The following is a 2,584-nucleotide window of genomic DNA, read 5'->3' on the forward strand; positions in this document are numbered from 1 at the left end:
TGCGGATTCCGACGATGCCGCCCACCTATTCCGATCTGATCGCGCCCACCATTCCGATTTGATGCCGCCCAGGTGAGAGCCAGATCGCGGAGCGTATTTCACTGGGATTTCGTTGGTGGTCAAGCGGCGGCGTTGGTGACCGGCCTGCGCATGGATTCGCCGTCGAGTTCGAGCCTGTGGGCGTTGTGGACGAGGCGGTCGAGTATGGCGTCGGCGTAAGTGGGATCGTTGATCACCTGATACCAGCGGGCCACGGGAAGTTGACTGGTGACCAGCGTGGAGCGTCGGCCGTAGCGGTCCTCGAGGATTTCGAGCAGGTGGTGCCGCGCATTGCCATCCAGTGGTTCGAGCCCCCAGTCGTCGAGGATCAGGAGGTCGACGCGGGCGAGGCTTTTCATGCGCGCGGCGATCCGGCCATCGCCCTTGGCCAGCGCCAGCTCGTCGATCAGCCGCGGCAGGCGAGTGTAGAGCACCGAGCGATTGTCGCGGCAGGCCTTGTACCCGATGGCGCAGGCGAGCCAGCTCTTGCCGATCCCGGTCGGGCCGATGATCGCCAGATTCTCGCAGGCAGCGATCCAGTCGCCCTTGAGGATCATGTCGAACAACCGGCGATCGAGCCCGCGCGCCGTGCGGTAATCGATATCCTCGGGAACGGCATGATGGCGTAGCCGGGCATGGCGCAGACGAAGCGCCAGACGCCGGTCGTTGCGGTAGGTCGCTTCATGGTCGAGCAGCAGCGCGAGCCATTCGGGGTGACCGAGGCTGGCGGCCTCGTCGTTGGCGGCAAGTTCGGCAAAGGCCTTGGCCATGCCGACGAGGCCGAGCTGACCGAGCAGGTCGAGCGTGGGGTGTTTGAGCATTCTTGCTTCCTTTCAGTGATAATATCCCGAGCCCCGGATGTTGGTGTGGAGGATCGGCTCGTGCTCCGGGGATTTCGGCACGGGCACCTTGTCGAGCCCCTTTTCGAGGATCGACTTGACCGACGGGTAATTGCGGGCCTGGATCTCCAGCGCACGCAGCGCGGCGGCCTCGAGCCGCTCGGGCCCAAAGCGCTTGGCGAGGCCGATGATCCCCAGGCACGAGCGGTAGCCCTGCTCAGGATGCGGCCGGTTCGCGATGATCTTCTCGACCAGCAGCGAGCACATCGGCCCGATACGCCCGGCTTCCTCGCGGATCTTCGCCGGCGTCCATTCGCCGTAGCGGCGATGGCTCGACGGCATATGCTCGGGGATCGTCGTGTGGCGCCCGTTGCCGCTGCCGCGCATGTGGACGGCGATCCGCTCGGAGCCCAGGAAGATCTCGACGGTGCGGGCCGTCACCCGCGCTTCGACCTCGCGGCGGGCGAAGCGGTGGGGCACCGAGTAATGGTGGCGTTCGATGGCAATGTGATAGTCGAGCCCGACCCGACACCGCCGCCACTCGGCATGGACCCAGGGCTGTGCCGGCAGCGGCTTCAGGTTCGGCGCGTCGATCTCTTCGAACAGTTGGCGGCGGGTCTTGCCGAACTGGCGCAGCACCCGTTTGTCGTTGAGATCGGCCATGCATTCGGCGATCGCCGCATTCACCTCGGCCAGGCTGTAGAAGATCCGGTTGCGCAAGCGCCCCAGCAGCCAGCGCTCGACGATGCCGACGCAGGCCTCGACCTTGGCCTTGTCCCTGGGCCTCCTCGGCCGCGCCGGCAGCACTGCCGTGCCGTAGTGGCGCGCCATGTCGGAGTAGCTGCGGTTGACCATGGGGTCGAAGTGGCAGGCCTTGATCACTGCCACCTTGGCGTTGTCGGGAACCAGCAGCTGCGGCGCCCCGCCGAAGAAGGCGAAGGCGGCGTTGTGCGCATCGATCCAGTCGGGCATCTGCTCGGTCCAGGTCGCCAGTGCGAACGACAGGCTCGAGCCGCCCATCACCGCCACGAAGAGATGGGCATCGCGGATTTCGCCGGTCCGGCGATCGACCACCACCGGCACCGTGTCGCCGGCATAGTCGACGAACAGCTTTTCGCCGCCGCCGTGGCTTTGCCGCATCACCAGCGGCAGCCGGCCTTCCCACCGCCGGAACAGCTCGCACCAGCGGCTGTAGCGATAGCCGTCCGGGTGCTCGGCGATGTACTCCTCCCAGAGCACCTGCAACGTCACATGCTTGCGCTTCAGCTCGCGCGCCACCACCGACCAGTCCGGCTCCGGCTGTTTGCGCCGGCCGGGCTTCACGCCGGCGTTTCCGTACATTCGCCCTTCGAGCTCCGCGTCGCTGATCTCGGGCGGCACCGGCCAGGGAAGCCCGGACCGCTCGAAGCGGCTGATCATGTCCCGCGCCGTCGAACGCGCCACGCCCGTAAAGCGCGCAATCTCCCGAACCGGAAGGCCTCCCTCCCGGTACATCCGCATCACCTCGCGCAATCCGCGCATCTTCGCCCTCCTCGTCGGCATCCATTCCTCCGGCTGCTTGTCAGCCGAAAGAATGGCTCCAACGATCAGGCCCATCACCCCATCCAGGGTGGGCGGGAATTAATCGGAACGGTGGGCGGGATCAGTTCGGAATCCCGGGCGGGAATTCCTCGGAATGGGGGGCGGCTTCACCCCGGAATTCGCAC

2 protein-coding genes are annotated in these 2,584 nt (G+C 66.4%); both read right to left on the reverse strand.

What is annotated here, in order from left to right:
- Positions 1-119: 119 nt before the first annotated feature.
- Positions 120-860: an IS21-like element helper ATPase IstB gene (istB, locus tag H7F49_RS19120; protein WP_185685139.1), complete on the reverse strand. Its 741-nt coding sequence runs from the start codon at positions 858-860 to the stop codon at positions 120-122.
- A gap of 12 nt (positions 861-872) precedes the next feature.
- On the reverse strand, positions 873-2,399 hold the full coding sequence (gene istA, locus H7F49_RS19125; protein WP_185685140.1) for an IS21 family transposase: 1,527 nt from the start codon (positions 2,397-2,399) through the stop codon (positions 873-875).
- Positions 2,400-2,584 lie beyond the last annotated feature (185 nt).

The organism is Novosphingobium aerophilum, assembly GCF_014230305.1.
GTDB classification, from domain to species: domain Bacteria; phylum Pseudomonadota; class Alphaproteobacteria; order Sphingomonadales; family Sphingomonadaceae; genus Novosphingobium; species Novosphingobium aerophilum.